This is a genomic window from Pseudomonas sp. FP198 (assembly GCF_030687895.1).
GTDB lineage: Bacteria > Pseudomonadota > Gammaproteobacteria > Pseudomonadales > Pseudomonadaceae > Aquipseudomonas.
The window spans coordinates 5,201,638-5,218,401 of the sequence record NZ_CP117452.1 but is presented as its reverse complement, the minus strand read 5'-3'; the positions used below and the strand labels follow the sequence as shown (position 1 = coordinate 5,218,401).

Genomic DNA, 16,764 nt, shown 5'->3' with positions numbered 1-16,764 from the left:
TTGCGCGAATGAGGACAAGTGTTATGGGTAAGAATGTCGTAGTCCTGGGCACCCAGTGGGGTGATGAGGGCAAAGGCAAGATCGTTGATCTGCTGACCGAACATGCTGCCGCCGTAGTGCGCTACCAGGGTGGCCACAACGCAGGTCACACCTTGGTGATCGACGGTGAGAAAACCGTTCTGCACCTGATCCCCTCGGGCGTGCTGCGCGAAGGCGTGCAGTGCCTGATCGGCAACGGCGTGGTGGTTGCCCCCGACGCCCTGCTGCGGGAAATCATCAAGCTGGAAGAGAAGGGTGTACCGGTGCGCGAGCGCCTGCGCATCAGCCCGTCCTGCCCGCTGATCCTGTCCTACCACGTTGCGCTGGACCAGGCCCGTGAAAAGGCCCGTGGCGAGCTGAAGATCGGCACCACCGGTCGCGGCATCGGCCCGGCCTATGAAGACAAAGTCGCCCGTCGCGGCCTGCGCATTGGCGACCTGTTCCACCGCGAACGTTTTGCCGCCAAGCTGGGCGAGTTGCTGGACTACCACAACTTTGTCCTGGTCAATTACTACAAAGAGCCGGCCATCGACTTCCAGAAGACCCTGGACGAGTGCATGGAGTACGCCGAGCTGCTCAAGCCAATGATGCTCGACGTCACCGCCGAGCTGCACGAGCTGCGCCGCGCCGGCAAGGACATCATGTTCGAAGGCGCCCAGGGTTCGCTGCTGGACATCGACCACGGCACCTACCCGTACGTCACCAGCTCCAATACCACCGCTGGCGGCATCGCCACCGGTTCGGGTTTTGGCCCGATGTACCTGGACTACATTCTCGGCATCACCAAGGCCTACACCACCCGCGTCGGTTCGGGCCCGTTCCCGACCGAGCTGTTCGACGACGTCGGTGCCTTCCTGGCCAAGCGTGGCCACGAGTTCGGTGCCACCACCGGCCGTGCCCGTCGTTGCGGCTGGTTCGATGCCGTCATCCTGCGTCGCGCCATCGACGTCAACAGCATCTCGGGCCTGTGCCTGACCAAGCTGGACGTGCTGGACGGCCTGGAAACCATCAACATCTGCGTGGGCTACAAGAACCAGGACGGCGCCGTCATCGACGCACCGACCGATGCAGACAGCTACATTGGCCTGGAGCCGGTGTACGAGCAGATGCCAGGCTGGACCGAATCGACCGTGGGTGCCAAGACCCTGGAAGAGCTGCCCGTGGCGGCCCGCAACTACATCAAGCGCGTCGAAGAGCTGGTCGGTGCGCCGATCGACATTATTTCGACGGGGCCGGACCGCAACGAAACCATCGTTCTGCGTCATCCTTTCGCCTGATAAGTCGTTGATGTAACACACAAAGGACCCTCGTTTGGGTCCTTTGTCGTCTCTGTCTGTCAGACGGCACGACCTTTGCTTCGCACCCTTGATAATAAGTACTTCTTGTGAAGTGCCATCAATTTAATGGCGTTAGTAGAGGGATTCCCCTGTGTCGGCCGTTCTCTCACTGTTACAAAGCCGTTTGCTGCGGCCTGTTTTCGTTACGCTCGGTATCGCCCTTTTGGTGCAGGTACTGGTCGCCGTTGCGCTGACCCGAAGCACGGTCACCGCGCTGGAGGCCGACCTGAACGCGCGCCTGGGGGCTGACAGCCAGAAACTCGCCGGGGAGCTGGAGCAGGCCGGGCGTGAAGTCACCTCGAGCCTCGATAGCCTTTCCGCCAGCACCCGCCAACGGTTGAACGCCGGTTTGTCCTCGCGGCTGAAGGAAGAGCAGGCCCATCTGCGTGCGACTCTGGAAAAAGACCTGAGGGATTCCGCCAATGATATGGCGCAGCTTTTGGCCTCGGTCGCGCCTCGCGCCATGTGGGACAGCGACGTGCCGACCCTTTCCGAATTCGCCCGCCGCGCCCAGCGCAATCCCAACGTGTTGTTCGTCATCTATGACGACGCTGCCGGCGAACACCTGACTCGTTATCTGAACCGGGAAAACCCGATCAACAAGGCCCTCCTGGAAAAAGGCAAGGGCGAGCGGGCATTGGACAAGGTGCTGGACGCGGCGAAGAACGACCCGTCGGTCTATTACCTCGAAGCATCGATCAACCCCAACGGTGTGGAAATCGGCAAAGTGCTGATGGGCGTTTCCACCGCCTCGGTGGAAACCGATCTGAAAGCGCTGGACCAGCGCTTCTCCGCATTGATCGCCAGCAGCGACCAACTGGTCGGTGACAGCCTCAAGGGCGCAGCCGCCGACAGCGCCACCGCCATGCGTGGCCGCCTGGGCTCGGCGCAGGCAACCGCCACGCAAATGCAGACCAATACCGCCGCCACCGTGCAGGAGGCTGCGGGGACTTTGCGCTGGCGCATCGGTCTGGGCCTGGCGCTGGTCGGGTTCGGCGTGCTGGCATTGCTGGCCGTGGTGCTGGGGCGGCGGGTGGTCAATCGCTTGAAGCTGTTGATCGCAGCGATGAACGACCTGGCGGCAGGCGAGGGCGATCTGACCAAGCGTGTACAGATCAGCAGCAAGGATGAAATTGGCGAAATGGCTTCGGCGGTCAATCGTTTTGTCGACAAGTTGCAACCTATCGTGCGTGAAGCGGGTGACGTGGCCCAGCGCACCGGCCAGGAAATCGGTGCGATGACCCTGCGCAACTCCGGCGCCGACGCGGCGGCCGGCATGCAGCGCGACGAAGTGGCCGAGAGCCTGCGGGCGTTGTCGCAGATGGCTGATGAGGCGCAATCGGAAAGCCAGGCGATGCAGGCGGCCCTGCAGCAGGTGGTGGAGATCCGCCAGGCCACCGATGAAACGACCCGCACCGCGGCCAAGGTCGGCGGCTTGATCGAAGCGCTGGCCGGACAGGTCGACACCGGGGCGAAGGTCATCGAACGGCTGGCGCAGCAGAGCGAGCAGATCGAAGTGGTCCTGACGGTTATCCATGGCATCGCCGAGCAAACCAACCTGCTGGCGTTGAACGCGGCCATCGAGGCGGCGCGGGCAGGCGAAACCGGGCGCGGATTTGCGGTGGTGGCGGACGAGGTGCGGGCACTGGCGAGCAAGACCCAGAGTTCGACTGGCGACATCCAGGCGCATATCGTTGCCTTGCAACAAGGTGCGCGCGAAGCGGTGGCTGCGATTGGCCAGGCTGGACGACAAGCGAACGAGGGCCTGGCGGTGCTGCGAGACAGCGCACGGCTGCAGCAATCAGTGCAGGTTTCGGTCGAGCAGGTCCATGCGGCCATCGGCCTGGCGACCCAGGCAGCGGCGCATCAGGCCCAGGGCGCCCAAGCGGTGCGCGGACGGGTGGAAACCATCCACGCCCAGGCCGAAAAAGCCGCCCAGGCGGTGGTCGAGACCACTGCCAGCGGCAAGGTGTTGGACGGTCTGGCGGCGCAGTTGAAGGCGAGTCTGGGGCAGTTCAGGGCCTGATCGAGATTGCGGCTGGCCCTTCGCGAGCAGGCTCGCTCCCACAGGGGTTCTGGCGTGGCGTCTACAAGACCTGGCACCTGTGGGAGGGAGCGAGCCTGCTCGCGAAAGCGATTTCAGCGGCTCAGATACATCCGCGTCGTCAGCAAATAGACCGGCAACCCCGACACCAGGATAAGCAGCGCCGCGTAAGGCGCCGCTGCCGCAAACTCGACGTTCGAAGTGTGTGCCCAGACCGCTGTCGCGAGGGTATCGAGTCCAGTTGGGCTCAGCAGCAGCGTGGCGGTCAGTTCTTTCATCGCGTCCAGGAACACCAGCGCAAATGCTGCCCCCAGCGCCGGGAAGATAATCGGCAAGGTCACCCGGCAAAACGCACTGAAAGACGAAGCCCCCAGCGTGCGAGCCGCTTCTTCCAGCTGCGGCGCGGCCTTGTTCAGCGCCGTACGCACCGGCGCCTGGGCCAGCGGCAGGAACAGCAGCGCGTAGGCAATCAGCAGCAAACCCGAGGTCTGATAGAGCGCCGGCACATAGTGCAGCGCGAAATACACCAGGCTCAGGGCAATCACCAGGCCTGGCAGTGCATGCAGCAAATACGGCAGGCGTTCTGCCCATAGCGCCAGGCGCCCCTTGTGACGCACCACCAGCAGGCCGACCGGCACCGCGAGTACGAGGCAGAGCGCGGCGCCGCCCAGTGACAGCGCCAGGGATGACAGCAGGGCTTCGCCGATCTCGCCTACCGGGAAAGCGGCGGAAGTCCCCACCGCCAGCCAATACACCAGCATCCCCAGCGGAATACCGCTGCCAATGACCGTCAATGCCGCGCAATACAGCTGGCCGAGGAGCGCCCAGGGGCCGAGCCGTACCTGCTCCGCGCGGCGTGCCGCGCCTTGTCCGGTGCGTACATGGCGGCCCTTGCCGCGCACGCGCAATTCCAGCCACAACAGTGCCAGGCAGAGCACCAACAGCACCGCCGACAGCATGGCGGCATTGGCGTTGCTGAACTCCAGCTCGAATTGTTGGTAGATCGCGGTGGTAAACGTTTGCAGTCCGATGATCGACAACGCGCCGAACTCCACCAGCATGTGCAAGGCAATCAACAGTGAGCCGGCCAGCAGTGAAGGCCAGAGCAGTGGCAGGGTGACGCGAAAAAACACGCCCCAGCGATTTTGCCCCAGGGTTCGTGCGGACTCCTCGAGGGAGGGGTCGAGGTTGCGTAGCGTTGCCGCCACCGGCAGGAAAATCAGCGGATATTTGGACAGGGTCATGACCAGGATGGCCCCGCCCAGGCCCTCAAATTGCGCGCTGAGCGATACCCAGGTGAAGCTGCTGACAAACGCCGGCACCGCGAATGGCAGGCAGAGGATCACGCCCCAGACCCTGCGTCCCGGCAGGTTGCTGCGCTCCAAAAGCCAGGCCAGGGACAGGCCGATCACGCCACAGGCCAGCGTGACACCGATCATCAGCGCCAGGGTATTGCGCAGCAGGCCGAATACATAAGGCCGCCAGAGCAAGTGCAATGCTTCTGTCCAACCGGCCTGCCAGGCCTTCGCGATGACATACAGCAGTGGCAACGCGCTCAGCAGCACCAGCAGCAGAACCGGGAGCAGCAGGCCGATCGACGGGCGCTTGCGCCGGGGAATATAGCTCCCCGCGGCAGGGGGAGCGTTCAGCGACGGTGTCATCAGTTCAGGCCGACTTCACGTTCCAGTTCCAGGGCTTCTTCAGCATTGCCGAGGTCGGCCGGAGTGACTTTTGGCGGTTCAAGTTCACTGAACGGCTTGAGGCCGCGGTCCGACACCATGCCTTTGTGCAGAGGGTACTCGGCGGACGTCTGGGTGATCACGCGCTGGCCTTCTTCACTGGCCATGTAGGCGAGCAGTTGTTGGGCTTCCTTGGGGTGCTTGCTGGATTTCAGCGCGGCAGCGCTGGACACGGTCACCAGGCCACCGGCATCGCCACCGGTGAAATAGTGCAGCCGGGAATCGAGCTGGCCTTTCTCTCGCTGCAGCGCGAACCAGTAGTAATTATTCACCAGGACCGTCGCCACTTCGCCGTTTTCCACGGCCTTGAGGGCAACCATGTTGTTGCTGTAGACCTTGCCGAACGCGCGCAGCCCGGTGAGCCATTCCTCGGCGGCGTCCATCCCGTGCAACTTGATGATGGCGACGGCTTGCTCCTGGAACGCGCCGCTGGTTGGTACAAAGCCGACCTTGCCCTGCCATTGCGGCTGGGCGAAATCGAGGACGGTTTTCGGCAGATCTTTCTCGTCGATCAGTTTGGGGTTGTAGGCAACCACACGCACGCGGGCGGTCACGCCCATCCAGGTGCCATTGCTCGCAACATAATCCTTGGGTAGTACGTTGAGCGTGGCATCGTCGATCTTCGCCAGCAGCCCTTGCTCGCCGAGCTTGTTCAATGGCGGCGACTCTTCGGTGTAGATCACGTCGGCCGGGGAGCGCTCGCCTTCTTCGACGATCTGGCTGGCGAGCTGGTTGCTGCTGCCCTTGCGCACGTTGACGTGGATGCCGGTCTTGGCCTCAAAGGCCTTGGCCAGTTCATCGCCAACTTCTTTGTGCTGGCCGTTGTAGAGAGTCAGTTCCACCTTGTCGGCGGCTTGGGTGAGGGGCGTTGCGAGGGTCAGGCCGAGCAGGGTGCAGGTCAGGGCGCGGCGCAGGGTGGTTCGAAACATCATTCGCGGGGGTTCCTCACTGTCGTGTAGCAAAAACTTGTAACAATGATAAACGATATTGTTTCTCATGTGCGTTGTGGCGAGGGGATTTATCCCCGTTGGACTGCGCAGCGGCCCCCGGCCCGACAACTCGGTGCCAGTAAGATTGAGATCGTTGCTTTTGGGGCCGCTACGCAGCCTAGCGGGGATAAATCCCCTCGCCACAGAGGGAATTTCCGGATCCAGAAAACGCAAAAACCCGCTTTCGCGGGTTTCTGTGAGGTTCAAGGCATCTGACCTTGAAGCTTGAATTGGTGCCCAGAAGAAGACTCGAACTTCCACGACCTTGCGGTCACCAGCACCTGAAGCTGGCGTGTCTACCAATTTCACCATCTGGGCAGTATCTTCAGCGTTGCCGCTGTTGATGTCGCGCACTATACGGAGCGCGTTTTGATCTGTAAACCCCTGTTTTTGTTTTGGTAATTGCCAAAACGAAACGGCGGGGACAAAAATGCAAAAACCCGCTTTCGCGGGTTTCTGTAAAAGCTCGCAGATAGTATCTGCTGCTTGAAATTGGTGCCCAGAAGAAGACTCGAACTTCCACGACCTTGCGGTCACCAGCACCTGAAGCTGGCGTGTCTACCAATTTCACCATCTGGGCGATATCGTCAACGTGTGTGCGTCGTCGATGGCGCGCACTATACGGAGCGTGTTTTTAACTGTAAACCCCTCGGTGCAAAAAAAAAGCTAAATTTCACGAGCGGCGCAATCACAGGCTTCAAAGGCGTGTCAAAAGGCTTTAGAAAAGGCATCTGACGCTTGAAATTTCCCGTTTCATTACGCCTATGCCAAACTAACCCGCATATAGACAAGGTGAAAACTCTCTAATGGCCGATTGGCAGTCCCTCGATCCCGAGGCCGCTCGTGAAGCGGAAAAATATGAAAACCCTATTCCTAGCCGCGAACTGATCCTGGCGCATCTCGCCGATCGGGGTTCGCCTGCTAGCCGTGAGCAGTTGGTCGAAGAATTCGGTCTGACCACCGAGGACCAGCTCGAAGCCCTGCGCCGCCGTCTGCGCGCCATGGAGCGCGACGCTCAACTGATCTACACCCGCCGTGGCACTTATGCGCCGGTCGACAAGCTCGATCTGATCCTGGGGCGTATTGCCGGGCACCGCGACGGCTTCGGCTTCCTGATTCCGGATGACGGCAGTGACGACCTGTTCATGAGCCCGGCGCAGATGCGCCTGGTGTTCGACGGCGATCGCGCCTTGGCCCGTGTCTCCGGCCTGGATCGCCGCGGGCGTCGTGAGGGTGTGATCGTCGAAGTGGTGTCCCGTGCCCACGAGACCATTGTCGGTCGTTATTTCGAAGAAGGCGGCATCGGTTTTGTCGTTGCCGACAACCCGAAGATCCAGCAGGAAGTGCTGGTGACGCCGGGCCGCAACGCCAACGCCCAGGTCGGTCAGTTCGTCGAGGTGAAAATCACCCACTGGCCAACCCCGCGCTTCCAGCCACAAGGCGACGTGGTCGAAGTGGTCGGCAACTACATGGCCCCGGGCATGGAAATCGACGTTGCCCTGCGCACCTATGACATCCCCCACGTCTGGCCTGAGGCGGTGCTCAAGGAAGCTGCCAAGCTCAAGCCGGAAGTCGAAGAGAAGGACAAAGAGAAGCGCATCGACCTGCGCCATCTGCCTTTCGTTACGATTGACGGTGAAGACGCCCGGGACTTCGACGACGCGGTCTACTGCGAAGCCAAGCCAGGCAAGTTGCGCTTGTTCTCCGGCGGCTGGAAGTTGTACGTGGCGATTGCCGACGTTTCCAGCTACGTAAAGCTCGGCTCGGCACTGGATGCCGAGGCCCAGGTGCGCGGCAACTCGGTGTATTTCCCCGAGCGCGTCGTGCCGATGCTGCCCGAGCAGTTGTCCAACGGCCTGTGTTCGCTCAATCCCCAGGTCGATCGCCTGGCCATGGTTTGCGAGATGGATATCTCCAAATCCGGCGAGATGACCAACTACTGCTTCTATGAAGCGGTGATCCATTCCCATGCCCGCCTGACCTACAACAAGGTCAGTGCGATGCTGGAAACGCCGAAACTCGCCGAATCGCGCAAGCTGCGCGGCGAATACACCGACGTCGTGCCGCACCTCAAGCAGCTTTATGCGCTGTACAAGGTATTGCTGGCGGCGCGTCACGTGCGGGGCGCGATCGATTTCGAAACCCAGGAAACCCGGATCATCTTCGGTACCGAGCGCAAGATCGCCGAGATCCGTCCGACGATTCGCAACGACGCCCACAAGCTGATCGAGGAATGCATGCTGGCGGCCAACGTGGCCACTGCCGAATTCCTCAAGAAGCATGAGATTCCTGCGTTGTACCGCGTCCACGACGGTCCGCCGCCGGAGCGTCTGGAAAAATTGCGGGCATTCCTGGGCGAGCTTGGCCTGTCGTTGCACAAGGGCAAGGAAGGTCCGTCGCCGAAGGATTACCAGGCCTTGCTGGCAAGCATCAAGGATCGTCCGGATTTCCACCTGATCCAGACCGTGATGCTGCGTTCGCTGAGCCAGGCGGTGTACAGCGCCGACAACCAGGGCCACTTCGGCCTGAATTACGAAGCCTACACCCACTTTACCTCGCCGATCCGTCGCTACCCCGACCTGCTCACGCACCGGGCGATTCGCAGCGTGATCCACTCGAAGATGGACACCCCGCACGTCAAGCGTGCCGGCGCGATGACCATCCCCAAGGCGCGTATCTACCCGTACGACGAGGCGGCCCTGGAGCAGCTCGGCGAGCAATGCTCGATGAGCGAGCGGCGTGCCGACGAAGCGACCCGCGACGTGGTGAACTGGCTCAAGTGCGAGTACATGAAGGATCGCGTGGGTGAGTCTTTCCCGGGCGTGATCACCGCCGTGACCGGTTTTGGCCTGTTCGTCGAGCTGACCGATATCTACGTCGAAGGCCTGGTGCATGTCACCGCGCTGCCGGGCGACTACTACCACTTCGATCCTGTGCACCACCGCCTGGCGGGCGAGCGCACCGGTCGCAGCTTCCGTCTTGGCGATACCGTCGAAGTGCGGGTGATGCGCGTCGATCTGGACGAGCGCAAGATCGACTTCGAAATGGCGGAAAAAACCATCAGCGCGCCGATCGGTCGCAAGAAGCGCGGCACCGAAACGGCTGCGCCAGCAACCAAGACCGCCGCCGAGCCTGCCCCCGCCAAGTCGGGGCGCCGCGGTTCGGCCAAGGAGAAGGCCGTCGAGGCCTATCGCCCGAGCGATGCGGCGGCGAAAAATGCCGAGTTGCGCAAAAGCCGTGAAATGAAACAGGCGTTGCTGGCCGAAGCCAAGAACGGTGGTAAAGCGGCGTCTGGGGGAAAGACCGGAAGGTCGGCCCCGGACAAGGCGACCAGCAAGCCGAGCAAGCACCGTAAAGGTCCGCCGAAAGCGGGCTCGTCCCCAGCCAAGAATGGTGGGGCGCGTAAACCCAAGGGCAAGTCATGAGTCAGCTGGAAAAGATCTACGGCGTGCATGCCGTGGAGGCGCTGTTGCGTCACCACCCCAAGCGGGTCAAGCAGATCTGGTTGGCGGAAGGGCGTAGCGATCCGCGCGTCCAGACGTTGGTCGAGCTGGCGGGCGAGAATCGCGTAGCGGTCGGCCAGGCCGAGCGGCGTGAAATGGACGCCTGGGTCGAAGGCGTGCACCAGGGCGTCGTGGCCGAAGTCAGTCCGAGCCAGGTCTGGGGCGAGGCGATGCTCGACGAGCTGCTCGATCGCACCGAGGGCGCGCCCTTGCTGCTGGTGCTGGACGGCGTGACCGACCCGCACAACCTCGGCGCCTGCCTGCGTTCGGCGGATGCCGCCGGGGCGTTGGCGGTGATCGTGCCAAAAGACAAGTCGGCCACCCTGACCCCGGTAGTGCGTAAAGTCGCCTGCGGCGCGGCGGAAGTGATCCCGCTGGTGGCCGTGACCAACCTGGCGCGCACCCTGGAAAAACTCCAGCAGCGCGGCTTGTGGGTCGTCGGCACGGCGGGCGAGGCCGAGGTCAGCATCTATGACCAGGACCTGACCGGCCCGACCATCCTGATCATGGGCGCCGAAGGCAAGGGCATGCGCCGCCTGACCCGCGAGCATTGCGACTACCTGGTCAAGCTGCCAATGGCCGGCAGTGTCAGCAGTCTCAACGTCTCGGTTGCCACCGGCGTGTGCCTGTTCGAAGCCCAGCGCCAGCGTGGGGCCAAGGCTGCTGCCAAAAAAACCTGACCGCAGTACACCCTTGTGTGAGCGAGCCTGCTCGCGAAAGCGGACTGACATTCGATAACTATGTTGAATGGCGCACCGCTTTCGCGAGCAGGCTCGCTCCCACATTGGTCTGTGTGTAACTGAAAGCGATGGCTGTTCAAATAATCGCCAATTGCCTTGCGCCGCCCTCGACCCTTCTCTACAATTGCGCCCCTTGCTGTGATGGCAGGCACTTATGTGTCTAGCGTCCTCAAGTCCATAAGTGTCATTCACTCCTTGTCTGACCGTTTTTGAGCGGCAGGCTACAACCCGTAAGGAGCATTCATGCGTCATTACGAAATCATCTTTTTGGTCCACCCGGATCAAAGCGAGCAAGTCGGCGGCATGGTTGAGCGTTACACCAAGCTGATCGAAGAAGACGGCGGCAAAATCCACCGTCTGGAAGATTGGGGCCGTCGTCAACTGGCCTACGCAATCAACAATGTTCACAAGGCTCACTACGTGATGCTGAACGTTGAGTGCACCGGCAAGGCCCTGGCCGAGCTGGAAGACAACTTCCGCTACAACGATGCAGTGATCCGTAACCTGGTCATCCGTCGCGAAGAAGCCGTCACCGGCCAATCCGAGATGCTCAAGGCTGAAGAAAACCGCAGTGAGCGCCGTGAGCGTCGCGACCGTCCTGAGCACTCTGACAGCGCCGATGGCGATGACAGCGATAGCGACAGCGACAACAGCGATAACGCTGACGAGTAATCCACGGACCTTTTAAGGAGCCAATCACATGGCACGTTTCTTCCGTCGTCGTAAATTCTGCCGCTTCACCGCTGAAGACGTGAAAGAGATCGATTACAAAGATCTCAACACTCTGAAAGCCTACGTATCCGAGACCGGCAAAATCGTTCCAAGCCGTATCACCGGTACCAAAGCACGTTATCAGCGTCAGCTGGCCACCGCTATCAAGCGCGCCCGCTTCCTGGCCCTGCTGGCCTACACCGACAGCCACGGCCGCTGAGACCGGGCAGTCGATACGTAGCAAAGGATTGAATGCATGCGCGCCTTAGCTGAGTTCATCATGCGCGGTCGTATGCAGGCCACTCTCGTAGTGGCTGGATGCGCGGCATTGCCGTTGTTGTATTGGTTGGGTGCTGCCGCGGTGAGTCTCGTACTCCTGCGGCGCGGATTGAGGGACGCCCTTGGCGTTCTTGCTCTGGGACTGCTGCCGGCCTTGCTCTGGTGGTTGTATTCTGCTGACCCGCGGGCACTGATGGTGCTGCTGGGGTCTTCGGCGCTGGCGTTGGTGTTGCGCGCCAGCGAATCCTGGAACCGCGTGCTGCTGGTCAGCATAGCGATGGGAGTGGTGTTTTCAGTGGTGCTCGGGGTGGCTTTCGCACCCCAGATCGAGATGCTCTCGCAGGCTTTGATAAAAATCCTGCCCGAGGCCCTCGGTGATCTCTACCAACAGATGTCGGCAGAGGAGCAGGCGCGTTTCGCGTCCCTGATCGCACCGGTCCTGACCGGCCTGATTGCGGCCTTGTTGCAAATCGTCAGTGTGCTGAGCCTGATTATCGGGCGCTACTGGCAAGCGTTGTTGTACAACCCGGGTGGTTTTGGTCGCGAATTTCGCGCCATTCGTTTCCCGCTCGGGCTGGCGATGTTACTGCTGGCGGGCATGCTCCTGGGGCCGAATTTCGGTCCGCAGATGGCCATGCTCACGCCGTTGTGCAGTGTACCGCTGGTGTTTGCCGCCCTGGCCCTGATTCACGGGCTTGTGGCGCAAAAGCGACTGGCCAGGTTCTGGCTGGTCGGGTTGTACGTCACGTTGTTGCTGTTCATGCAGCTGATCTATCCGTTGCTGGTGGTCCTGGCCATCGTCGACAGCCTGATTGATTTTCGCGGTCGTATGGCGCCGAAAGACGCCGACAACGCGAACGGTGAAGGTTAAAAGTTAGAGGATTTTCACATGCAACTGATCCTTCTGGAAAAAATCGCCAACCTGGGCAACCTGGGCGACAAAGTAAACGTTAAGGCCGGTTACGGCCGTAACTACCTGCTGCCTTTCGGCAAAGCCACCGCTGCGACCGCTGCCAACCTGGCTGCGTTCGAAGAGCGTCGCGCTGAGCTGGAAAAAGCCGCCGCAGACCGTAAGGCATCGGCTGAAAGCCGTGCTGCCCAACTGGCCGAGCTGGAAGTGACCATCACTGCCACCGCTGGCGACGAAGGCAAGCTGTTCGGTTCGATCGGTACTCACGACATCGCTGACGCACTGACCGCCTCCGGCGTTGAAGTTGCGAAAAGCGAAGTTCGTCTGCCGAACGGCACCATCCGCAACGTAGGTGAATTCGACGTAGCCGTGCACCTGCACGCCGAAGTTGAAGCCACCGTACGCGTTGTCGTGGTAGCAGCCTAAGCAACACCTGTCGGTTGGCACCCTCGGGCGCCAACCGGTAACATCGGGCACGATCCTGTCTACAGGTCGTGCCCTTTGTCTTTCTGCAAGTCCTGATTTCCATACCCCCTGCTTTACCTGAAGAATCAAGTGGCCATGAACGAAATCACCGCTCCCGAGCAATACGATCTGCAAACCGCTGCCCTGAAGGTGCCTCCGCATTCCATCGAGGCCGAACAGGCCGTGCTCGGTGGCCTGATGCTGGACAACAACGCCTGGGAACGCGTGCTCGATCAAGTTTCCGACGGCGATTTCTACCGGCATGACCACCGCCTGATTTTCCGAGCGATCGCCAGGCTCGCCGATCAGAACATGCCGATCGACGTCGTCACCCTGGCCGAGCAATTGGACAAGGAGGGGCAGACGTCCCAGGTCGGCGGCCTCGGTTACCTGGGCGAACTGGCGAAAAACACCCCGTCGGTCGCCAACATCAAGGCCTATGCCCAGATCGTTCGCGAGCGGGCAACCTTGCGTCAGCTGATCGGCATCAGCACCGAAATCGCCGACAGCGCCTTCAACCCGGAAGGCCGAACCGCCGCCGAAATTCTTGACGAGGCCGAGCGGCAGATTTTCCAGATCGCCGAGGCCCGGCCGAAAACCGGCGGCCCGGTGAGCGTCAATGACCTGTTGACCAAGGCCATCGATCGCATCGACACCTTGTTCAACACCGACAACGCCATTACCGGCCTGTCCACCGGCTATACCGACCTCGACGAGAAGACCAGCGGCTTGCAACCGTCCGACCTGATCATCGTTGCCGGCCGTCCGTCCATGGGTAAGACCACCTTTGCGATGAACCTGGTGGAAAACGCCGTGCTGCGCAGCGACAAGGCGGTGCTGGTGTACTCCCTCGAGATGCCAGGCGAATCGCTGATCATGCGTATGCTGTCGTCCCTGGGTCGTATCGACCAGACCAAGGTCCGTTCCGGCCAACTGGAAGACGACGACTGGCCGCGCCTGACCTCGGCGGTCAACCTGCTCAACGACCGCAAGCTGTTCATCGACGATACTGCCGGTATCAGCCCGTCGGAAATGCGCGCCCGAACCCGTCGCCTGGTGCGTGAGCACGGTGATATCGCGATGATCATGATCGACTACCTGCAATTGATGCAGATTCCCGGTTCCAGCGGCGACAACCGGACCAACGAGATTTCCGAAATCTCGCGTTCCCTCAAGGCCCTGGCCAAGGAATTCAACTGCCCGGTAGTAGCGTTGTCCCAGTTGAACCGTTCCCTGGAACAGCGCCCGAACAAGCGCCCGGTGAACTCCGACTTGCGTGAATCCGGAGCGATCGAGCAGGACGCCGACGTCATCATGTTCGTCTACCGTGACGAGGTGTATCACCCTGAGACGGAACACAAGGGTATCGCCGAAATCATCATCGGCAAGCAGCGGAACGGCCCGATCGGCTTCATCCGCCTGGCGTTTATCGGCAAATACACGCGCTTCGAAAACCTGGCGCCGGGTAGCTACAATTTTGATGATGATGAGTAAACCTGTTCGCTCAATCCGCCTTTGTGGCGAGGGAGCTTGCTCCCGCTGGGCTGCGTAGCAGGCCCCAGTTTGCACATGTAATCCAAGTGTGTGGGGGATCCGGCTGCTACGCAGCCGGGCGGGAGCAAGCTCCCTCGCCACAATTGGTTAAATTTTGTGCTATATTCCGCGCCCGCGTTTTTTCATCTTCCATACCGGTCATCGACATGCAAGCAGCCAAGCCATTATTCGACTATCCCAAGTACTGGGCCGAATGTTTCGGACCGGCGCCGTTCCTGCCGATGAGCAGGGAGGAGATGGATCAGCTCGGCTGGGATTCGTGCGACATCATCATCGTGACCGGTGATGCCTACGTCGATCATCCGTCGTTCGGCATGGCGATCATTGGCCGCCTGCTGGAAGCCCAGGGCTTTCGCGTCGGCATCATTGCCCAGCCGAACTGGCAGTCCAAAGACGACTTCATGAAGCTCGGCGAGCCCAACCTGTTCTTCGGTGTCGCGGCCGGCAACATGGACTCGATGATCAACCGCTACACCGCCGACAAGAAAATCCGTTCCGATGACGCCTACACGCCGGGTGGCCTGGCGGGCAAGCGGCCGGACCGTGCGAGCCTGGTCTATAGCCAGCGTTGCAAGGAAGCCTACAAACACGTGCCGATCGTCCTCGGCGGTATCGAAGCGTCCCTGCGCCGCATCGCCCACTACGATTACTGGCAGGACCGTGTGCGCAACTCGATCCTGATCGACGCCTGCGCCGACATCCTGCTCTACGGCAACGCCGAGCGGGCGATTGTCGAAGTGGCCCAGCGCCTGTCCTACGGCCACAAGATCGAAGACATCACCGACGTGCGCGGCACCGCATTCATTCGCCGCGACACGCCGCAAGGCTGGTACGAAGTCGATTCCACGCGCATCGACCGTCCGGGCAAGATCGACAAGATCATCAACCCGTACGTGAATACCCAGGACACCGCTGCCTGCGCCATCGAGCAGGAAAAGGGCCCGGTCGATGACCCGAGCGAAGCCAAAGTCGTACAGATCCTGGCGAGCCCGAGGATGACCCGCGACAAGACCGTGATTCGCCTGCCATCGGTAGAGAAGGTGCGCAACGACGCGGTGCTGTATGCCCACGCCAACCGTGTATTGCACCTGGAAACCAACCCGGGCAACGCCCGTGCCCTGGTGCAGAAACACGGCGAAGTCGACGTCTGGTTCAACCCGCCGCCCATTCCGATGACAACCGAGGAAATGGACTACGTGTTTGGCATGCCTTACGCGCGTGTCCCGCATCCGGCGTATGGCAAGGAAAAAATCCCTGCTTACGAGATGATCCGTTTCTCGGTGAACATCATGCGCGGCTGCTTCGGCGGGTGCACCTTCTGCTCGATCACCGAGCACGAAGGCCGGATCATCCAGAATCGCTCGGAAGAGTCGATCATTCGCGAGATCGAAGAGATCCGCGACAAGGTCCCTGGTTTTACCGGGGTCATTTCCGACCTCGGCGGCCCGACCGCGAACATGTACCGCATCGCCTGCAAGAGCCCGGAAATCGAATCCGCGTGCCGCAAGCCGTCCTGCGTGTTCCCCGGCATCTGCCCGAACCTCAATACCGACCACTCATCGCTGATCCAGCTGTACCGCAGCGCCCGGGCGTTGCCTGGGGTGAAGAAGATCCTCATTGCCTCCGGCCTGCGTTACGACCTGGCGGTCGAGTCGCCGGAGTACGTCAAGGAGCTGGTGACCCACCACGTCGGCGGTTACCTGAAGATCGCCCCGGAGCACACCGAGGAAGGCCCGCTCAACCAGATGATGAAGCCGGGCATCGGCAGCTATGACAAATTCAAGCGGATGTTCGAGAAGTACACCAAGGAAGCCGGGAAAGAGCAGTACCTGATTCCGTATTTCATCGCGGCTCACCCGGGCACTACCGACGAAGACATGATGAACCTGGCGCTGTGGCTCAAGGGCAACGGCTTCCGGGCCGACCAGGTGCAGGCGTTCTATCCGTCGCCGATGGCCACGGCCACCGCGATGTACCATTCGGGCAAGAACCCGCTGCGCAAGGTCACCTACAAGAGCGACGCGGTGACCATCGTCAAGAGCGAAGAGCAACGCCGCCTGCACAAGGCGTTCCTGCGTTATCACGACCCGAAAGGCTGGCCGATGCTGCGCGAAGCACTGACCCGCATGGGCCGCGCCGACCTGATCGGGCCGGGCAAGCATCAGCTGATTCCGCTGCACCAGCCTGCCACCGACAGCTACCAGAGCGCCCGTCGCAAGAACTCGACCCCGGCTGGCAGCCATAAGGTGGGCAAGGAGACTACCAAGATCCTGACCCAGCACACCGGCCTGCCGCCGCGGGCCAGTGACGGCGGCAATGCCTGGGATAAACGCGAGCAAGCCAAGGCCGCTGCGTTCGCCCGTAATCAGCAGGCTGCCAAGGAGCGCAAGGATGCGGCCAAGGGCAAGGGGCCGAAGCCTGCGCGCAAGCCGGTTGTGCCGCGCTGATCGCCCC

Annotated in this window: 12 protein-coding genes and 2 tRNA genes; 10 read left to right on the top strand and 4 right to left on the bottom strand. The window is 61.4% G+C overall.

Annotated elements, in window-relative coordinates; translation table 11 throughout:
* Window positions 1–23 precede the first annotated feature (23 nt).
* Window positions 24–1,316, top strand: a complete 1,293-nt coding sequence (locus PSH78_RS23760; protein ID WP_003186407.1) for an adenylosuccinate synthase — start codon at window positions 24–26, stop codon at window positions 1,314–1,316.
* A 151-nt stretch (window positions 1,317–1,467) separates the two neighbouring features.
* A complete protein-coding gene (locus tag PSH78_RS23755) occupies window positions 1,468–3,402 on the top strand; it encodes a methyl-accepting chemotaxis protein (RefSeq protein WP_305497193.1) in 1,935 nt (644 codons plus the stop codon).
* Window positions 3,403–3,515: 113 nt separating this feature from the next.
* On the opposite strand, the gene PSH78_RS23750 is transcribed toward PSH78_RS23755, so the two are convergent.
* The 4 genes from PSH78_RS23750 to PSH78_RS23735 all read right to left on the bottom strand — a co-directional run bounded on the left by PSH78_RS23750 (window position 3,516) and on the right by PSH78_RS23735 (window position 6,728).
* On the bottom strand, window positions 3,516–5,081 hold the full coding sequence (locus PSH78_RS23750) for an iron ABC transporter permease (protein WP_305497190.1): 1,566 nt from the start codon (window positions 5,079–5,081) through the stop codon (window positions 3,516–3,518).
* On the bottom strand, window positions 5,081–6,091 hold the full coding sequence (locus tag PSH78_RS23745; RefSeq protein WP_305497188.1) for an extracellular solute-binding protein: 1,011 nt from the start codon (window positions 6,089–6,091) through the stop codon (window positions 5,081–5,083). The genes PSH78_RS23750 and PSH78_RS23745 overlap by 1 nt, the downstream gene beginning before the upstream one ends.
* 288 nt (window positions 6,092–6,379) lie before the next feature.
* Window positions 6,380–6,466 (bottom strand) — tRNA-Leu (locus PSH78_RS23740).
* Between the two features lie 175 nt (window positions 6,467–6,641).
* Window positions 6,642–6,728 (bottom strand) — tRNA-Leu (locus PSH78_RS23735).
* A 226-nt stretch (window positions 6,729–6,954) separates the two neighbouring features.
* Here PSH78_RS23735 and rnr point away from each other — a divergent pair.
* The 8 genes from rnr (at window position 6,955) to PSH78_RS23695 (ending at window position 16,757) form a co-directional block, all read left to right on the top strand.
* Window positions 6,955–9,573: a ribonuclease R gene (rnr, locus tag PSH78_RS23730; protein ID WP_305497185.1), complete on the top strand. Its 2,619-nt coding sequence runs from the start codon at window positions 6,955–6,957 to the stop codon at window positions 9,571–9,573.
* Window positions 9,570–10,331: a 23S rRNA (guanosine(2251)-2'-O)-methyltransferase RlmB gene (gene rlmB, locus PSH78_RS23725; protein ID WP_305497183.1), complete on the top strand. Its 762-nt coding sequence runs from the start codon at window positions 9,570–9,572 to the stop codon at window positions 10,329–10,331. The genes rnr and rlmB overlap by 4 nt, the downstream gene beginning before the upstream one ends.
* A 303-nt stretch (window positions 10,332–10,634) precedes the next feature.
* Entirely contained in the window at window positions 10,635–11,063 is a 429-nt protein-coding gene (rpsF, locus tag PSH78_RS23720) for a 30S ribosomal protein S6 (protein ID WP_003186395.1), read from the top strand.
* A 28-nt stretch (window positions 11,064–11,091) separates the two neighbouring features.
* The gene (gene rpsR / locus PSH78_RS23715; RefSeq protein ID WP_002551829.1) at window positions 11,092–11,322 is read left to right on the top strand and encodes a 30S ribosomal protein S18; all 231 of its coding nucleotides are present in this window, start codon (window positions 11,092–11,094) and stop codon (window positions 11,320–11,322) included.
* A 36-nt stretch (window positions 11,323–11,358) separates the two neighbouring features.
* On the top strand, window positions 11,359–12,252 hold the full coding sequence (locus tag PSH78_RS23710) for a hypothetical protein (protein ID WP_305497181.1): 894 nt from the start codon (window positions 11,359–11,361) through the stop codon (window positions 12,250–12,252).
* Between the two features lie 18 nt (window positions 12,253–12,270).
* Window positions 12,271–12,717 (top strand): 50S ribosomal protein L9, encoded by a 447-nt coding sequence (rplI, locus tag PSH78_RS23705; RefSeq protein ID WP_003186385.1) that lies wholly within the window; start codon window positions 12,271–12,273, stop codon window positions 12,715–12,717.
* 135 nt (window positions 12,718–12,852) lie between these two features.
* On the top strand, window positions 12,853–14,250 hold the full coding sequence (gene dnaB / locus PSH78_RS23700; RefSeq protein ID WP_305497179.1) for a replicative DNA helicase: 1,398 nt from the start codon (window positions 12,853–12,855) through the stop codon (window positions 14,248–14,250).
* A 206-nt stretch (window positions 14,251–14,456) separates the two neighbouring features.
* The gene (locus PSH78_RS23695) at window positions 14,457–16,757 is read left to right on the top strand and encodes a YgiQ family radical SAM protein (protein ID WP_305497177.1); all 2,301 of its coding nucleotides are present in this window, start codon (window positions 14,457–14,459) and stop codon (window positions 16,755–16,757) included.
* Window positions 16,758–16,764: the final 7 nt, after the last annotated feature.